Consider the following 14,403-nt stretch of genomic DNA (forward strand, 5'->3'; position numbering starts at 1 on the left):
TCGGGCAGATTTTTACGTTTATTTTACACCTTGTTCCTTTTTCATTCTGTCAATTTCAGGACCTAGTTCATCACGTACGGTACCTTTCCAAGGCTTAACACCAGCAATATAGGAAGAACGCGTCATAATGTGTCCGCCAACAGGACCAGTAATAAAGAGGAAGAGTATCCCCAGTAAAATACGAGGGTTGAAATGATCTTCAATCAGCCAAAAGTGAAAGAATACACCAATCAGTACACACATGACGCCAAGTGTTGCACTTTTTGAAGCGGCATGTGCACGTGTATACAAATCAGGTAAGCGGACAAGTCCGATAGCTGTCACGACAATAAAGAGTACTCCAACAGTAATGAAAAAGATAACTAAACTATTAGCGAGAATTGTCACGTTTGATGATATCTCCTTTCTCTATGAATTTAGAGAAAGCCATCGTACCGATAAACGATAAAATTGCTAGCAATAAAATGATTTCAAGAAAGAAGCTTGTTTCCACTAAAATCGAAAATAGTCCGATTAAGGAAATGAGTGAAACACCAAGTGAATCCAAAGCTACAACACGATCGGATGCGGAAGGACCTTTTACCATTCGATAAATGACCGCTATCATTGATAAGCAAATCACTACGATTACAGCAATAATAAATGTTGTCATGATTTACTCACCTCCAAAATCGCTTTTTCAAATGAATCTCGAATGGAAGCAATGGCTTCATCCACATCGTTAATATCAATTGCATGTACATACAATGTTTTCGCATCATCCGAAACATGCACTACAACTGTTCCTGGTGTTAAAGTAATAAGACTTGATAATAACGTAATTTCCCAGTCTTGTGTTAAAACAGTTGGATAAGCAAAAAAGGCTGGTTGCATGTCCAGTTTAGGCTTCAACACTACTTTTAACACTTGAACATTTGCTAAAATTAATTCTTTAAAGAACAACAACGTTAATTTTAGCAGGGCCCATAATCGATAGACATAAAGACGGGACTTGAAAAACCTCCGCATGAGAATAAGTAAAAGTATCCCCATCATGAATCCTATGATAAAACCAGTTGCTGTGTAATTAGAGGAAAGGAACATCCAGACAAAGGCAAGTACAAAATTTAAAATCATTTGAAATGCCATAGTGCTAATCCTCCTTCATCACAGCATCTATATAGATAGATGGATCATTTAATAGTTTTGCAGCATCATCCATAAATGGCGTAATCCATTCAGAACCCACACCATATGCGACCGTAATAAGTACTAACAAGGCAGTAGGCATAAACAGCATTTTATAGGTAGATTTGTCGACGGTACCTTGTGTTTCTTTTTCCTCACCCCAAAAGGCATAGAGGAAAATACGAATCACGGATAGTAAAACAAGCAGTGAAGATGCTAAAATGAAAATACTGCTCCACATACTTCCAGCCTCAAAGCCTCCCTGAACAATTAACAGCTTTCCAACAAACCCGCTAAGTGGTGGAATTCCAGCTAAGCCAAAAGCTGCTATTAAATAACACCAACCCAGTGCAGGGTATTTTTTCATAAGTCCACCCATTTTACGCAAGTCAGATGTACCAGTAATGTAGATGACAATGCCGATTAACATAAAGAGTGCTGCCTTAATCAGCATATCGTGAATTAAATAAAACATCGCTCCTTTTAAAGAAGCCTCATTCATTTGAGAGACACCAAATAAAATGACACCTACTGCAATGACAATGTTATAGATAATAATGAGCTTTACATCAAAATAAGCGAGTGCTCCAATACAACCAGCCACAATTGTTGCAATAGCTAATGCCATTAGTAAATCATGCGTATAGGATAAATCATGTACAAAAAATAGTGTGTAGGTACGTGTAATGGCATAGACCCCAACCTTTGTGAGCAGAGCGCCAAATAGAGTTAAGACAGGGATCGGGGCTGCTGCATACGAAGTAGGAAGCCAAAAGTATAATGGGAAAATAGCTGCTTTTAGTCCAAATACCATTAAAAATAGTACAGCAATAACAGTAATAATCCCTGGTTGATTAATTTCAGCAATTTTTACCGCAATATCAGCCATATTTAATGTTCCTACTACAGAATATAAATAGGCCACGGTTATAACAAATAATGCCGAAGAAATAACATTAATTAAAATATATTTAATTGACCCTTTCAGTTGCCCCTTCTCACCACCTAAAACGATGAGTAAATAGGAAGCCATTAACAATACTTCAAAGAACACAAATAAGTTAAAAATATCACCTGTTGTAAAGGCACCATTGACCCCAGTTAAAATAAACATAATACCAGGGTAATAAAAGAAGCGTTCGCGTTCCTTCGTGATAGAAGCGAAGCCATACCAAACAACAAATAGTGCAATAAGCAATGTCGTTGTAACGAGCAATGCAGACACCATATCAGATACCATTGTAATACCGTAAGGAACAGGCCAATTTCCAAATGTGACCTTTTGAATACCATCTTCTTTCACTGTTAAAAGCAGTGAGAGGGCAGAGAGGAGGGCTAGTCCAATCCCAAGTAATGAAAATGATCGCTGATAAGTTAGATTTTTTTGTCCAAACATTAAAATCATACCGAAGAAAAACGGGATGATAATGGGTAATAGTAGGAAGTTATTCATCCTCATCACTTCCTCTCATTAAGCTAATATCATCCGTGTTAAGCTCTTGATAGGAACGGTAGGCAAGTACAAGGAAGAATGCTGTCACCCCAAAGCTTATAACAATTGCAGTTAAAATAAGTGCTTGGGGTAAGGGATCAGCAAATGCTTTGGCTCCTTCGCTTAAGACAGGTGGAGCTTCACCACCAAGACCACCCATTGTTAAGATGAGTAGATGAGCACCATGACTTAACAGACCTGTTCCAATAATAATGCGCAATAAACTTTTTGATAAGATTAAATAGACCGCTGCCATAAAAAGAAAGCCGATCACAAAGGCCATAATTATTTCCATTATTCATCCTCCCCAATCGTTTGAATAATGGTCATCGTAACGCCGACAACAACCAAATAGACCCCGCTATCAAAAAGCATAGCCGTGTGTAATGACTGTTTGCCTAGAAGCGGTAAATCGAAATAATCAAAGAAATGTGTGAAAAACGGTTTGCCCACAAACATTGGGTATGCCGCAGTAGCAAGGGCTAATAGTAAGCCAATGGCTGTTAAATATGTGTAATTAATAGGTAGAATATGGCGGACTGTGTTGATATCATAGGCTAACACTAAAAGAACAAGTGCACTTGATGTTAACAGACCTCCAACAAAGCCTCCACCAGGTGTATAGTGACCAGCTAAAAAAATATGAATGGAGAAGAAGAAAATAATGAAAAATACAATTTTAGCTGTAAATTGTATTATCACATCATTTGTTTTCATGAGTGTTCTCCTTTCTATTCATACGTAACTTAATCATAGCTAAGATGGCCATGCCAGCTATGCCGAGTACTGTAATTTCAAACAATGTATCGAAACCTCGATAGTCTACTAAAATTACGTTTACAATATTTCCACCACCAGCTAAAGAATAGACGGTTTCCTCGTAGTACTTAGCAATAGAGGGAATTAGTTTTTGGGAATGAGCTGATAGCGCAACAAGTGTTACCATCACACCAACTGCAATGGAAACAATGGCACGATTTAACTGGAACCTCATTCGCTCCTCGCGTTTACCAAGTTTAGGTAAATGGTAAAATGCTAATAAAAATAGTGCTACTGAAATCGTTTCTATAACGAGCTGTGTCAGCGCTAAATCAGGTGCGTTAAAAATGACAAAGAATAAGGCTACTGTATAGCCTACAGTACCAAGCCCAATAATGGCTGTTAAACGTGATTTGGCCAAGATGGTGATGGCAGTACCAATTAATAAAACTACGATCAAGATAATTTCATACAAATTAATTGGTGAGGCTCCTTGGAATGAAATACTAAATGCATCTTTCACGAATAGAGAGCCGATAACAATAATAGTTATTCCGCTAAACATATAGAGTAAATAGTGACGCATAGAACCTGTCATATAGCGTCGGGAAATACGATTTAAGCCAACATCTAATCCCTGCATGATTTTGTCATAGGCATTGTTTAATGTTAACGCTTGCGGGAATCGTTGATACATCCCTTGCCATTTTGGTAAGGCAACAAATAACAATACCCCAACTATTATAATTCCAATGGTCATCAGTAACTCTGGGGTAATGCCATGCCAAGCAGATACATGAATATCAACAGCTTGAGGTGAATCATACAAAAATGGCTGTATCGCTTGAACGGCTGGTTTTACAAAGGTATTACCGATAAAGTTTGGAATAAAGAAGATTGTCACAACTAAAGCTGCTAAAAGAATAGGAGAAATTAGCATACCAATCGGCGCCTCATGTGGTTTATGAGGTAACTGCTCTGGTTTGTAATTCCCATTAAATGTTCGGAAAACAAAATAGAAACTATAGATAAATGTAAAAATACTAGCAATCCACGCAACAATAGGGAAGAGTGCTCCCCATGTTTCAAAGCCGAAGAATTCAAACTTTTGAAGTGCAAGCATGGCTGTTAAAAACATTTCTTTACTTAAGAACCCATTAAATGGTGGAAGACCAGCCATTGATAAACTTCCTATTGCAGCCACAGTAAAACTAATTGGCATAATACTCATTAAACCACCGAGTTTACGAATATCTCGAGTTCCAGTTTCATGATCCACAATGCCTGCAATCATGAAGAGACTGCCTTTAAATGTTGCATGATTAATAAGGTGGAAAATGGCAGCAAATGCAGCAAACTTTATGGTATCGATTGAGCCATTTGCATGAAAAGCAACAGCACTTGCCCCGAGTAGTGACATAATAAGCCCAAGCTGACTGACTGTAGAGAATGCTAGAATACCTTTTAAATCAGTTTGCTTCACTGCAAAGAAGGAACCCCAGAATAAAGTTAAGATACCTACACCTGTTACAAGCCACACCCAAAGTTCAGAGGCTGCAAATATCGGCGTAAATCGTGCAACTAAATAGATACCTGCTTTGACCATTGTAGCTGAGTGAAGGTATGCACTTACTGGTGTTGGCGCCTCCATGGCATCTGGTAACCAAATGTAGAATGGGAATTGCGCGGATTTTGTAAATGCTCCCAAGAGTAATAGGACAAGTGACCAAGTGAATAAAGGTTGGTCTACTAAATTTGGTGCCATGACTATCAATTCTCGAATCGAGTAGGTTCCTCCCATTAAATAAAGAAGAACGAAGCCACCTAACATCATTAAACCGCCGCCAACTGTAATCATCATAGACTTTAATGCACCGAAGCGTGAGGCATCCCGATTATACCAATAGCCGATGAGTAAAAATGATGATATGGATGTTAGCTCCCAGAAGAAATAGAGAGTAATTAAATGATCTGACTGTACTACTCCCAGCATGGCTGACATAAATAACAGTAAGTAAACATAAAAGTTATGTAATTTTTCTTTATGTTTATCTAAGTAAAAAATGGAGTAAAGCACAACTAACGAGCCAATTCCAGTAATGAGTAATGAGAATAATAAGCTAAGTCCATCTAAATATGAGATGATGGAAATATCAAGCGATGGAATCCAAGGTAGCTCTGCAGTAAATACTTCACCTTTAGCAACTTGAGCAATATATGTTGTATAAATAACAGCAAGCGTAACAGGTACAGCAAGAACAAACCAACCTGTGTGAATATTATTCATGCGTTTATATAATAATGGCACTAATATTGCAACAAGCATTGGAATAAAAATATAAAGTACTTGTAACAAAAAAACCCTCCTTTATGCAGGTAAGTAAATCAATTATAACGTACTTTAATTGGGAATGCATATGTACTATTGGGATTTAGCTTGCGGTCGTTGGAGAATTTTCGTTATATTATAAATAGGAAGTTATCAATAAAAATAGAGGAAAAAAATTTTTTATGAAGAACCCATATATCTATGGTTATCTACCATTAATTACAATTTTATTGTTTAGTTTGACATTTGGGATGTATGCTGTTGGTAAATCTTTACAGATTTTTCAAGCCATCGGTGTGTATTCAGGAATGCGAGAGTTTTTATCAGATTTTGAGTTACGTGTATTTCTTCTCATCGTCTTTGCCATTGTTTTTTTTATGTTATTTTCTGCCCTTAAACTAGTAGGCGAAACCATTCATGAAGTAGGAATGCTGTTCTTTTCAAAGGACAACGAAGGAGCCACAGTTAGTCAGGCTCGAGGTGGCTATATTATCTTATTTGTAGGTGCTATGTGTTCTGCATTTGCCATCCAATTTATTTATGTTTTAATAGGTATTTTCGTGATAACGATATTTACCTACTTTATTTATCTGATTTATAAAATGAGTCATTTTATATCAATGGGCGGCACAATCGGTCTATTAATCTTTGAGCTTTTTATGTGGACGATTCTTTTAACATTAGTTATTTATGTCGTATTAAAGCTATATAATGGCATTTTGGCAAGTTTGCCGTTTGCAAATTAATACATACTATTAAAATGGTGATGTTAATAGTAGAAAAAGAGAGTTTGAAAGGCGAGGGGTTGATTTCCGTTCTGCCAGCGTCCTTTCCAGGGGGAGTTCGATGAGCCGCTTCACTCCTTTACATTCGCTCCAGGGTCTCCTCTGTGACGTTAAATTCCATGGATAGTGAGACAGGCGAGCCCCTGTACGGAGCGGAGGAAGCGGCTCGGCGCTCGTCCACAGGAAAGCAAGTAGCCTGTAACGGAAAACCATTTACATCTTTAATAAAAATTTAATTGATGGTTTTGTTTTTTAACACTTTAAAAAGGTAGTAGTCTTAGCGACTACTACCTTTTGCATGTTTCACTACTCAAGCAACACGTTAAATAATTGGTGATGAATTTTGTACTCTTCTAATTGCTGCATCGATTGAGGTTTATCATACCCTAGCCATACAGCAGCAGTATATTCATTATTGAGTCCAGCAAGCCAGTAGTCACGATAGTCATTCGTTGTCCCTGTTTTTGCACCAACGTAGCTGCTATTACTATAGACACCTTGACCCGTACCGTTTGCTACAACATCTGCAAGGAGTTCACGCATGTATTTTACTGTTTTAGGAGACCAAATTTGATCACGCTGTGTATCCCAACTATAAAGCTCTGTTCCATCTAATGCTGTGACTTTTCGAATACTATGTGCAAGTACATAAGAGCCATCAATAAAGCTAGTATAAGCATCTGCTAGTTCTAATGCTGTTACACCATAGGTTAGTCCTCCTAATGATGCAGCATAATTATAATCTTTCTCTACAATCGAGCGGAAGTGAAAGCGATTAAGGTAATGAAAGGCTGTCTCGACGCCAACGGTTTGAAAGAGACGAAGTGCAGATGTATTATAGCTATGTCGAAAAGCAGTACGAATTGACACATCACCATACGTATAGCCCCCATAGTTTTGTGGGCAAAACGAGCCCACACAATAACGCCCACCATTGACAATCGAATCAGGTGTATGAGATGTTGTTTCGAAGAATGGAGCATAGACTGCCAGAGGCTTAAAAGCTGAACCAGGCTGACGTGTTCCTTGGAATGCACGATGGAAATCAAATTTTTCATAGTTCTTTCCTGCATACAGACTGACTATTTCTCTTGATTGGTTTTCAATGGCTGCACCTGCAGCTTGCCATGGGCTAGTACCTAAAATAGCTGACATTTTTTCCTCATCATGTTGCTGTTTAGTAGGATCAAGTGCTGTGTGAATGATGAGTCCATTTTGAAATAATGTATTGAGTCGAATGTCTAATTGTGCTTTAATTTTTTTCTTTTCTTCCTCATTATCTGTAGAGCTTAGTCGATCCGCATAACCTTCTTTTTCTGCAATAAGCCATTTTAGCTCTTGAAGAACATAAGTGCTATACATTGGATAACTTTGAATTTTATCTTTCACATTTAATGTAATGGCATCAGCCTTATAGTTTTTTGCCTCTCCCTCTGTAATAGCCCCATTTGCTGCAAGGGTATCTAACAAACGCTCCTGCCTTGCTTTAGTTTGATCATAATTCTTTAAAGGATTATAAAGGGAAGGGTTATTTGGGATGGCAGCAATAAAAGCTATTTCAGCGATGGATAATTCTTTGAGTGGCTTTTGAAAATAATAGGTGGCTGCTCCGCCAATGCCATAAACTTGATTGCTGAAATAGGACTCATTTAGGTACATCGTTAAAATGGCTTCTTTATCAAATTCTTTTTCTAATTCATAGGCATAAAAAAGCTCTGTTAATTTACGTTCATATGTTTTTTCTTCGGATAAATAACGCATCCGAACAAGCTGCTGCGTAATTGTACTACCACCTTGAGAGGTTGTGTTGCTATTTGAATTGGCTACAACTGCACGAATAATAGCACTTAAATCAAAGCCAATATGTGTATAAAAATCAGCATCCTCACTGGTAATGAATATTTCCTGGGCAATTTGTGGAATTTCTTGTAAACTTAGTGGCTGCCGCCATTCGACATATTCCTCACTAAATGTTTGCCCATTTCGATCAATAAGGGTAACAGGTAGTTGGGCCTCTACCTCGGGTAAATGTATTGCATTAGTCATTTGTTCCTCATGTGCTTGTGCAATATTGATTTCTGTTTTAATGTTTGTGCTAATCCACCATAAAGCAGGAAGGGATAGAACGATAATAAAAAAACCAAAAGCCTTTTTCATGTGTGCCTCCACTCTTTCTATAAATCCTTCATCAGAATAACATATTTTGGATTGATTCCAAATACTCGCTCAGACCTATTTACATAGTTTTAAACATGAATAGTAAAAGTGCAAAAATCGTCAATACTTAGAGGGAGAAAACCAGTAGGAAGTATGTTAGACTAAAATGAGGTCAGAAAAGGTGCAAGGGCATCTTTTTCATTGAAACTGAAATTTATCATTAAAGGAGAGACTTCCATGTTTCCACAGTTAACAACAGACGTACAAGCAGGCGAAGTGCTTGTAGAAATGAACACAACATTAGGTGCTATCAAAATTAAATTATTCCCTGAGCACGCACCGAAAACGGTTGAGAATTTTTTAGGTCATGCTAAATCAGGCTACTATAACGGCATTATTTTCCACCGTGTTATTCAAGACTTCATGATTCAAGGTGGCGACCCAACTGGTACTGGTATGGGCGGAGAATCAATTTGGGGTAATTCCTTTGAAGATGAGTTCTCAGAGCAATTGTTTAACCTACGTGGAGCGCTTTCAATGGCAAATGCAGGACCAAACACAAATGGTTCTCAATTCTTTATTGTACAAATGAAGCACCTTCCAAGTGATATGCTTCGTCAATTACAAGGGGCGGGCTTCCCTGAAGAGATCATCGAAGCTTATGCTCAAAACGGTGGTACACCTTGGTTAGACCATAAACACACAGTATTCGGTCATGTAGTAGAAGGTATGGACATTGTGGATAAAATTGCAGATGTGGAAAAAGATTTCCGTGACAAACCATTAGAAGATGTGAAAATTGAGTCAATTACAGTCTTTGAATAATACGTATAAGGACGTGTAGAACATGCAGAACTTTATGTATCAATTTTTATATTTCCCAGAAGACAAATCAGGTTATATTCCAGCAGCATTTGAATTTTTAATTATGCTTATTTTATGTATTATCGTGTTTACGCTTTTCAGAAAAATTTCTAAGAAACAAGAATTAAAATCAAAAGAAATTGAAGCACGTATTTTAGCAGAAAAGAAAAACACAAACAATCAACAGAATATATAAGAAAAAGAATCCGCTTGCCACAGAGGGCGAGCAGATTCTTTTTTATTGTATCAATTTTTTTTAAAGCGTCGAATAGTATTTTGCAGGGCCTTGATGGCAGTGAAACAAACCAGTACAAGTGACAAGCCAATCCCACTCAATGCAGTAATAAAGGCTACCCATTCAAAGAGTGTATAACTACCGATGCTATCGAAATCACTGCTATCTTTCCACCCTTCAATGACTAAGTTCATCCCATAAATGCCCGATACCACAGTAAAGACTGTTAAAATAAATAGTAAATTATTACTTCGATTATCGGATTGATCTTCCTGTGTTCGATACAAACTATTCAATGTTTCTTTCGTTTCTACATAATGTTCATTTATACGGAAGTACTTTCGTAGCAATTGAGCAATTTCTCTGCCTTCTGTTCGTACGATGACTTCTTCAAAATAATAGCGTGCAGAAAACTTTGTAATCAGCTCGATTAGTTCATTGACAACCTGTTTATCTTTGCCCCACTTTATTTCACTATACTCATAGGAAAGCTTTAAGAGCATCATTTTATAAAAATAATGAATGAACAAATTGTAATAGTGCGTACCCATAAATTCTTGAATACTATGTGTACATTTGGCAAACGGCCTATTTGTAATCGTTATTTGTGCTTGTGAGGAGGTGATAATATAACTGTTAGGAGCCCAGCGTGTATGGGCATGCTCTTGTACATAATTAGAGATATATGAAGGATTAGTGCTAGAAATAAAGGGTTTGCCAGCAGGTGTCCTACCGTCTACTTGTCCTAAGCGAAATAAATGCTCAGGTATAATTTTAGCTTCTTCCTCTGCAATTAAATAAGCTGAGGCAAACATTCTCTCATCTTCAAAGAAAGGTAAGCCTTCATAGCTATGGTCTTGTTGATGTAATAGAAAGGGTTTTAAATAAGGTATAAAATACTTAAATAATAATTCACTCGTAGAAGAACAATGACCAAATGAAAAATGATGACTTGCACCTTTTTCCTCTCTTAGTTTAGCCTCTAATACTCTAAAATAGTGGATAAAATTTAAGATATCACTTAGATCATGCGATTGATCTGTAATATTTGTTCTGACTGTTATAATCCCATTCCCAAAAGGACATAATGTCACATCAATACTCATCACTTCGTAATCATAATTGATTTGACTTTCTTGCAGATGTAAGGCGCCTTGTGTATAAAAAGCTTTCGAAAAACGAATAAAGTCAGGGTTATTCATTTCGTTTGGAAATAATTTATCCTCCAAAAAAGGATAGAAAAATTGGGCAAGCTCCTCATGTATAATCGTCATATCACCATAAAAAGCGTCTTCAAGAGATGTATTGTTTAAGGTGAAAAAGGAAAAGCCCTCGTTTAGTAGTATATCACTGATTTTTTGACGATTTTTTTCGGAATAGGCGAAGGGAAATAGGAATGTCATATAAGCACATTTAATCGTTAATGGGACAATGTCCATGTAAAATCACCTCTGTATAAATCCGATTGATAAGAACCTTTTCCACAAAATTTTGTTTTTAAACATAGAAAAAGGATAGCTCTAAGGGGAGAGATATCCTTTCAATCATTTTATTGCGCAAAGACCTTTTTAAAACGCTCGACTCCATCTTTCACAGTATCAAATGAACAAGCAACATTCATACGTAGGAAGCCACGACCTTCTTCTCCGTATTTTGTCCCTGGTTCTAGAGCAAGCTTTCCGATTTCAAGTAAGCGGTTCATGATCTCCTTCTCTTCAAGCGCTAGTTCTCGGTAATCAATCCAGATTAAATAAGTGGATTGAGGAATCGTAACACGAATACCTGGGATCTGCTCTAACTCCGTTTTCACATAATCCATGTTGGCAGAAATATAAGGAAGTAATTCATCTAACCAAGGAGCCCCTTCTGTGTATGCTGCATGAAGGGCAACAGAGGCAAATGTATTTAATGAGCCTTGACCACTTGCCATATTGATGGCCTCTAGCTTCAAGCGTTTTTTCTTATCTGTTACGATCATATATGAAACTTGAATTCCTGCTAAGTTAAATGTTTTAGTAGGAGCCATACACGTAACAATGCGATTGATTTCATCACCTGCAACTTTAGCTAAAGGAATATGTTTATCCCCATTAATCATTAAATCAGCATGGATTTCATCAGAAATAATGATGACATCATATTTAGCGCAAAGTCGTACAATTTCCTTTAAAGTAGCTTCATCCCATACATAGCCTCCTGGATTATGCGGGTTACATAGTATGTAGGCTTTCACATCTTGAGCTAAAGACTGCTCGAAGGCTTCAAAATCATAGACAAACAATCCGTCTTTTTCAATTAATGGGCAGCTCACAACTTCACGACCATTACTTTTTGGTATGTTAAAGAATGGCGGATAAACTGGAGGTGAAATGAGTACTTTGTCCCCAGGGTTAGTTAGGGCAACAATGCTGTTAGCTAATGCAGCCACAACACCATTACAGAATAGGATGGCTTCTTTCTCTATGTGCCAGTCATGGCGAGTATTTTGCCAGTCTACAATGGATTGTATCGCTTCTTCACTCATATAACTATAGCCAAAAATAGTATGTTCAGCATGTTGTTGTAAAGCCTTTGAAACGGCTATTGGAGCAGGAAAATCCATATCGGCTACCCACATTGGTAAGATATCTGAGGCATCGTTTAGGCCATAAACCTTTTCCATTGCGTCCCATTTTACTGAGTTTGTACATCGACGTTTGATAGTTTGATCAAAAATAGACAAGCAAATCACTCTTTTCTTTTTTTTTTACTATGGTATCATACGAGTATGATCAAAGGATAATAGGTGAGTATTTTGGAAAATATAAAAATGAATCAAGCAGCTGTCCATCTGCTAGAGGAGTGGGATCCATTCCACTTAGGTCCAGACCATTATGATACAGAAACAGCAGATGTAGTTGCAGCATTGCAAGGGATTGATGATCCATCAACACTTGCAAAAGTTATTCAAGAAACATATGAGCATTCGTTTGAGCAATGGATACCGTTTGAAGATTGTGTAGCCATTTCTTACAAACTAATTGCCATTAAATTTGAAGCGAAATGTATTATTTAAAATATTTTGCATATTCCTTATAAAAAAAGGGGTTGTCAATGGACAACCTCTTTTTTAATGCATCATGAGGCTAGTACTTATTTAAATAAAGGCAAAATCCCCTGAATGAAAATAATAAAAATGGCGAGTGGGGAGACGTAGCGAATTAAAATGTACCAAATATTAAACATGAAGCTAGACGCAGCTAATTCTTTACGTGAAATATCCCTTGTATAATAATAACCTGCAAAAATTGAAATCAACAAAGCTCCAATCGGCATTCCGATGCTATTAGTCATAAAATCAACAAAGTCAAAAATAGAGCGATCTACTATTTTTACATCTGCTAATATGCCAAATGAAAGGGCACTTGGAATACCAAAGATGAAAATAACGATTCCACCAATCCAAGCAATTTTTCTACGTTTTTCTGGTTTATCACCAATAGCGATTGCCACGACTATTTCTAACATGGAAATGGAAGAAGTGACTGTAGCAAAAAGCAATAGAATGAAGAAAATAGTTAAGAATAAGCCACCAAGAGGTAACTGCTCGAATACAGCTGGCAAAATAATGAATACTAAGCCTGGCCCTTGATCAGGCGTATAACCAAGCGCAAATACTGCTGGGAAAATAACAAGTCCTGCAAGTAAAGAGATAATAATATTCATAGATGCTACATTAATCGCAGAGTTACCAATCTTCTCTGTTTTAGATAAATAGGAAGCATATGTAATCATAACCGCAATACCTACACTTAATGAGAAGAAAGCTTGTCCTAAGGCCATTAAAAATGTTTCAGCATTTAAATAGGACCAATCAGGTACAAACATAAATTTAACGCCTTCCATAGCCCCATCTAAAGTTAAAGAGCGAATAACTAGGACAATAAAGAAAATAAAGAGGAGAGGCATCATCCATGTGCTGGCTTTTTCAATTCCGCCCTTAATACCTGCTGACACAATGACTACTGTTAATAACATAAATAGTCCCTGTACAAGTACTGCTTCGAAAGGGCTTGAAATAATATCGCCAAATAAATCAGCGTAGTTGATGTCAGAGCCAGCATTCGTTAGCTTAAATGTAAAGGCACGACCTAAGTAGCTTAAAATCCATCCACCAACAACGCTGTAGAATGATAAGATAAGGCCTGCAATTACCATACCGCCCCAGCCAATCAAATACCATGGCTTTCCTGGTGCTTGTTCCTTAAAGGAAGTGACGGCATCCTTTTGACCTCGACGACCTATCATGAACTCAGCAATGAGGACGGGTAAGCCAATAAAGAAAGTACATAAAATAAATAATAAAATAAAGACACTACCGCCATTCGTACCCGCCATATAGGGGAATTTCCAAATGGCTCCTAAACCTATAGCACTTCCTGCGGCAGCTAAAATAAACCCAATTTTTGTTGTAAATTGATCCCTCGATGACACGAAAATAAATCCTCCTTATACTAAAGTATTATTTTACCTCAATATTCTCATAACACAAGCAAATATCAGAAAATTGATGATAGCAAGAAAGACATTTGATGGAGTAAAAATATAGAGAGATGACATATGAGGAAAGACATTT

General features: G+C 37.2%; 15 protein-coding genes. 4 read left to right on the top strand and 11 right to left on the bottom strand.

The window, feature by feature from the left end; translation table 11 throughout:
• Positions 1-18: 18 nt before the first annotated feature.
• The 7 genes from mnhG to ACMGGO_RS04270 are packed head-to-tail and all read right to left on the bottom strand — an operon-like array spanning position 19 to position 5,774.
• The gene (gene mnhG / locus ACMGGO_RS04240) at positions 19-387 is read right to left on the bottom strand and encodes a monovalent cation/H(+) antiporter subunit G (RefSeq protein ID WP_004228373.1); all 369 of its coding nucleotides are present in this window, start codon (positions 385-387) and stop codon (positions 19-21) included.
• The gene (locus ACMGGO_RS04245) at positions 371-652 is read right to left on the bottom strand and encodes a Na(+)/H(+) antiporter subunit F1 (RefSeq protein WP_004228375.1); all 282 of its coding nucleotides are present in this window, start codon (positions 650-652) and stop codon (positions 371-373) included. Before ACMGGO_RS04245 ends, mnhG begins: the two co-directional genes overlap by 17 nt.
• On the bottom strand, positions 649-1,128 hold the full coding sequence (locus ACMGGO_RS04250; protein ID WP_048394455.1) for a Na+/H+ antiporter subunit E: 480 nt from the start codon (positions 1,126-1,128) through the stop codon (positions 649-651). Before ACMGGO_RS04250 ends, ACMGGO_RS04245 begins: the two co-directional genes overlap by 4 nt.
• A gap of 4 nt (positions 1,129-1,132) precedes the next feature.
• The gene (locus tag ACMGGO_RS04255; RefSeq protein WP_420281624.1) at positions 1,133-2,620 is read right to left on the bottom strand and encodes a Na+/H+ antiporter subunit D; all 1,488 of its coding nucleotides are present in this window, start codon (positions 2,618-2,620) and stop codon (positions 1,133-1,135) included.
• Positions 2,613-2,954, bottom strand: a complete 342-nt coding sequence (locus ACMGGO_RS04260) for a Na(+)/H(+) antiporter subunit C (protein WP_066038177.1) — start codon at positions 2,952-2,954, stop codon at positions 2,613-2,615. Before ACMGGO_RS04260 ends, ACMGGO_RS04255 begins: the two co-directional genes overlap by 8 nt.
• Positions 2,954-3,376 carry a Na(+)/H(+) antiporter subunit B gene (locus ACMGGO_RS04265; protein WP_004228380.1) on the bottom strand — a complete coding sequence of 141 codons (423 nt, stop codon included), beginning with the start codon at positions 3,374-3,376 and terminating at the stop codon, positions 2,954-2,956. The genes ACMGGO_RS04260 and ACMGGO_RS04265 overlap by 1 nt, the downstream gene beginning before the upstream one ends.
• The gene (locus ACMGGO_RS04270) at positions 3,363-5,774 is read right to left on the bottom strand and encodes a Na+/H+ antiporter subunit A (protein WP_103118709.1); all 2,412 of its coding nucleotides are present in this window, start codon (positions 5,772-5,774) and stop codon (positions 3,363-3,365) included. Before ACMGGO_RS04270 ends, ACMGGO_RS04265 begins: the two co-directional genes overlap by 14 nt.
• Before the next feature lie 155 nt (positions 5,775-5,929).
• On the opposite strand from ACMGGO_RS04270, the gene ACMGGO_RS04275 reads away from it, so the two are divergent.
• The gene (locus ACMGGO_RS04275) at positions 5,930-6,493 is read left to right on the top strand and encodes a DUF5366 family protein (protein ID WP_048394459.1); all 564 of its coding nucleotides are present in this window, start codon (positions 5,930-5,932) and stop codon (positions 6,491-6,493) included.
• A gap of 345 nt (positions 6,494-6,838) precedes the next feature.
• Here the strand turns inward: ACMGGO_RS04275 and ACMGGO_RS04280 are convergent, their stop codons facing one another.
• The gene (locus ACMGGO_RS04280) at positions 6,839-8,689 is read right to left on the bottom strand and encodes a transglycosylase domain-containing protein (RefSeq protein WP_420281625.1); all 1,851 of its coding nucleotides are present in this window, start codon (positions 8,687-8,689) and stop codon (positions 6,839-6,841) included.
• Between the two features lie 237 nt (positions 8,690-8,926).
• Between ACMGGO_RS04280 and ACMGGO_RS04285 the strand changes: the two genes are divergently transcribed.
• Positions 8,927-9,514 (top strand): peptidylprolyl isomerase, encoded by a 588-nt coding sequence (locus ACMGGO_RS04285; protein ID WP_004228389.1) that lies wholly within the window; start codon positions 8,927-8,929, stop codon positions 9,512-9,514.
• Positions 9,515-9,536: 22 nt separating this feature from the next.
• Complete coding sequence (locus ACMGGO_RS04290) at positions 9,537-9,749, top strand: hypothetical protein (protein WP_004228391.1); 213 nt, start codon at positions 9,537-9,539, stop codon at positions 9,747-9,749.
• 50 nt (positions 9,750-9,799) lie between these two features.
• On the opposite strand, the gene ACMGGO_RS04295 is transcribed toward ACMGGO_RS04290, so the two are convergent.
• Together ACMGGO_RS04295 and ACMGGO_RS04300 are read right to left on the bottom strand one after the other, a co-directional pair.
• Positions 9,800-11,227 (bottom strand): hypothetical protein, encoded by a 1,428-nt coding sequence (locus ACMGGO_RS04295; RefSeq protein WP_279495860.1) that lies wholly within the window; start codon positions 11,225-11,227, stop codon positions 9,800-9,802.
• Positions 11,228-11,337: 110 nt separating this feature from the next.
• A complete protein-coding gene (locus ACMGGO_RS04300; RefSeq protein ID WP_279495859.1) occupies positions 11,338-12,510 on the bottom strand; it encodes a MalY/PatB family protein in 1,173 nt (390 codons plus the stop codon).
• 72 nt (positions 12,511-12,582) lie between these two features.
• On the opposite strand from ACMGGO_RS04300, the gene ACMGGO_RS04305 reads away from it, so the two are divergent.
• The gene (locus tag ACMGGO_RS04305; protein ID WP_004228396.1) at positions 12,583-12,843 is read left to right on the top strand and encodes a DUF1871 family protein; all 261 of its coding nucleotides are present in this window, start codon (positions 12,583-12,585) and stop codon (positions 12,841-12,843) included.
• 77 nt (positions 12,844-12,920) lie between these two features.
• Here ACMGGO_RS04305 and ACMGGO_RS04310 read toward each other — a convergent pair whose 3' ends face one another.
• Positions 12,921-14,261 (bottom strand): sodium-dependent transporter, encoded by a 1,341-nt coding sequence (locus tag ACMGGO_RS04310; RefSeq protein ID WP_048394467.1) that lies wholly within the window; start codon positions 14,259-14,261, stop codon positions 12,921-12,923.
• Between the last annotated feature and the right edge of the window lie 142 nt (positions 14,262-14,403).

It is taken from the genome of Lysinibacillus sp. BNK-21, from assembly GCF_048684915.1.
GTDB lineage: Bacteria > Bacillota > Bacilli > Bacillales_A > Planococcaceae > Lysinibacillus > Lysinibacillus capsici.